Genomic DNA, 3026 nt, shown 5'->3' on the forward strand with positions numbered 1-3026 from the left:
CTGTGAGCCCAGGCCATGACATCCCCCAAGGGCTGGAGTGCCTGGGCCTGCAAGGCTTGGTCTTTTTCGCCCCGCAGGTGTTTGACGGCAACACAGCCTTGAGCGAACTCGGTTTCGCCAAAAATCAGGGCGTAGCGCGCACCGCTACCGTCAGCTTTCTTGAACTGGGACTTCATGCTGCCCATGCCATCGCCTGTTCCGGCGTGCATCTGCACGTTGATGCCAGCAGCGCGCAAGGCTTCGCAGGTTGCCATCACAGTTGGCATCATCTCGGCAGACGGAACGATCACGTAGGCGTCGGGGCCACTCACCGGCGGCAACACGCCCACCGCCTCAAGCAGAAGCAGCATTCGTTCCACACCCATGCCCCAGCCTACCGCAGGCGTTGGCTTGCCGCCAAGCTGCTCGAACAGGCCGTCGTAACGGCCGCCACCGCAAACCGTACCCTGTGAGCCAAGCTTGTCGGTGACCCATTCGAACACCGTGAGGTTGTAGTAATCCATGCCACGCACCAGGCGCGGATTAATGCGATAGGACAGCCCTACCGCGTCGAGCACTGCGCGCACCGCGTTCAGGTGCGCCAGCGAACCCTCGCCAAGGAAGCCCATGAGCTGCGGCGCGGCCTCCACAACGGGCTGCATGGCAGGATTTTTGGTATCGAGGATGCGCAACGGGTTGCTGTGCAGCCGGCGTTTTGCATCTTCGTCAAGCACGCCGGCATGCGCCTCAAAGTGCGTGATCAGCGCGGCACGGTGCGCCATTCGCTCGCTGGGCTGGCCCAGGCTGTTCAGTTCGAGCCGCACATGCTCCATCGGAATGCCCAGGTCGTGCAGCAGCGCTCGGCACATGAGAATTTGCTCGGCATCCACATCAGGTCCGGCAAAGCCCAGCGCTTCAACATCGATTTGGTGAAATTGGCGATAACGCCCCTTCTGTGGTCGCTCATGACGAAACAGCGGCACCGCCGACCAGACCCGTATCGGGCCGTTGTACAGCGCGTTGTGTTCGATCATCGCGCGCACAATACCGGCAGTAGCCTCAGGGCGCAACGTGAGCCGATCGCCGTTCATCGAGTCGACAAAGGAATACATCTCCTTTTCGACGATGTCGGTCACCTCGCCAAGACCACGCACAAACAGCGCGGTCGGCTCGACGATCGGCGTGCGTACATTGGCGTAGGCATAGCGGGCCATCAATGCGCGCACCTTGGCTTCGAACCACTCCCAACGAGCCGACTCCGGCGGCAGGATGTCGTTCATCCCCTTGACGCCCGTCAGTTTTTTCATTTTGGCCACGGCGGATTTTTCTACCGGGCCGGCAGCTGTTTTTTCAACCATGGGCGTTACGCAGCTTCAGCGACGGTGTGCGTGCCAAAGCGTTTTTCAATGTAATTTTCAACAATGACCTGGAACTCCTGCGCAATGTTGTCGCCACGTAGGGTCAGTCTTTTTTCACCATCAATAAACACCGGCGCGGCAGGCGCCTCGCCGGAGCCGGGCAGGCTGATGCCGATATCGGCATGTTTGCTTTCACCCGGTCCATTGACGATACAGCCCATGACGGCAACCTTGAGCCCTTCGACGCCGGGATATTGTTCGCGCCAGACAGGCATCTGCGCACGCAGAAAGTCGTCAATTTGCTTGGCCAGCTCCTGGAAGGTCGTACTGGTGGTGCGCCCGCAACCTGGGCATGCCGTCACACTGGGCACAAAGGTCCGCAAACCAAGCGCCTGGAGAATCTCTGACGCAATAACAACTTCCTGGGTGCGGGCCTCACCCGGTTGGGGCGTTAAGGAAACGCGAATGGTATCGCCAATGCCTTCTTGCAGCAGGATCGATAACGCCGTGGCAGAAGCCACCGTGCCCTTGGTAGCCATACCGGCCTCCGTCAGCCCTAGGTGAAGCACGTGATYTGTGCGCCGGGCCAATTCTCGATAAACCGAAATCAGGTCCTGAACACCGCTTACCTTGCAGGAAAGGATGATCTGATTACGAGGCATTCCCATTTCTTCAGCGCGCCGGGCGGAATCGATCGCGGACGTAATCAATGCTTCATACATGACTTGCCTGGCATCCCAAGGGACTGCACGCGCACTGTTCTCATCCATCAAGCTGGCCAGCAGTTCCTGATCAAGGCTGCCCCAGTTCACACCGATACGCACGGGTTTTTTCCAGCGCATGGCAACCTCTATCATCTGGCCAAACTGCCGGTCACGTTTGTCGCCCTTGCCAACATTTCCCGGATTGATGCGATATTTGGACAACGCCTCCGCGCAAGCGGGGTAATCCGTCAACAACCGATGGCCATTGTAATGAAAGTCCCCTATCAGTGGAACGTCGATCCCCATCCGGTCGAGTTGCTCACGCACATGCGGAACAGCCTGCGCCGCTTCCGGCGTGTTGACGGTGATGCGAACCATCTCGGAACCCGCCAACGCCAGTTCCTTGACTTGAATCGCGGTGCCAATGGCATCCACCGTGTCGGTATTGGTCATGGACTGGACGCGCACCGGCGCATCGCCGCCGACAGTCAAAATACGGCCGCCCCATGACACCTGTGACTGGAGGGAGCGCCGCGCTTTGGGAAAAGCGGACTCGATCGGAAGGCAACCCTTCGACATTATTTCACCTCAAATCGGGCAACATTATCCCTGGCCACGCTGCTCAGATCAAAAGCCTGGCCGCGCACCTGCACTTGCGTCACATCTGCCTTACCCACTACGGCGGCCAGCGGTAACGCCCCGGACGCACCCGCGACTTCTCCGGCGGTCAGGGTACGGCGCAGCACAACCGTTCCCTTGGCATCCGTCACCTCCACCCAGGATTCGCCCCTGGCGCGAAAAGTCACGATACCCGCCGGTGCCGCTGGCGATACAGGTGCAGCAACACCACTTGGCACTGGCACCGGAGCAGGCTGAACGGCTGGGCCAGGTAGAGAGGTAGTTGTCGTCACAGCAGGGCCGGTGGGAGAGCCGGCAACCGTGGCAGCACCGGCGCCTGAAAAAGTCTCATGACTCTGCTCTGTGG

Annotated in this window: 3 protein-coding genes; all 3 read right to left on the minus strand. The window is 59.9% G+C overall.

Going from position 1 to position 3026, the window contains the following annotated elements; genetic code table 11:
* Window positions 1–1337 (minus strand): histidine--tRNA ligase (hisS, locus tag AC1D1P_RS19260; protein ID WP_477674081.1); only part of this gene is annotated, 1337 nt, incomplete at its 3' end.
* Between the two features lie 5 nt (window positions 1338–1342).
* Window positions 1343–2620, minus strand: a complete 1278-nt coding sequence (gene ispG / locus AC1D1P_RS19265; RefSeq protein WP_477674082.1) for a flavodoxin-dependent (E)-4-hydroxy-3-methylbut-2-enyl-diphosphate synthase — start codon at window positions 2618–2620, stop codon at window positions 1343–1345.
* Window positions 2620–3026 (minus strand): DUF4115 domain-containing protein (locus tag AC1D1P_RS19270; RefSeq protein ID WP_477674083.1); only part of this gene is annotated, 407 nt, incomplete at its 5' end. The genes ispG and AC1D1P_RS19270, both read right to left, overlap by 1 nt.

It is taken from the genome of Polaromonas sp. P1_E1_2, assembly GCF_056406035.1.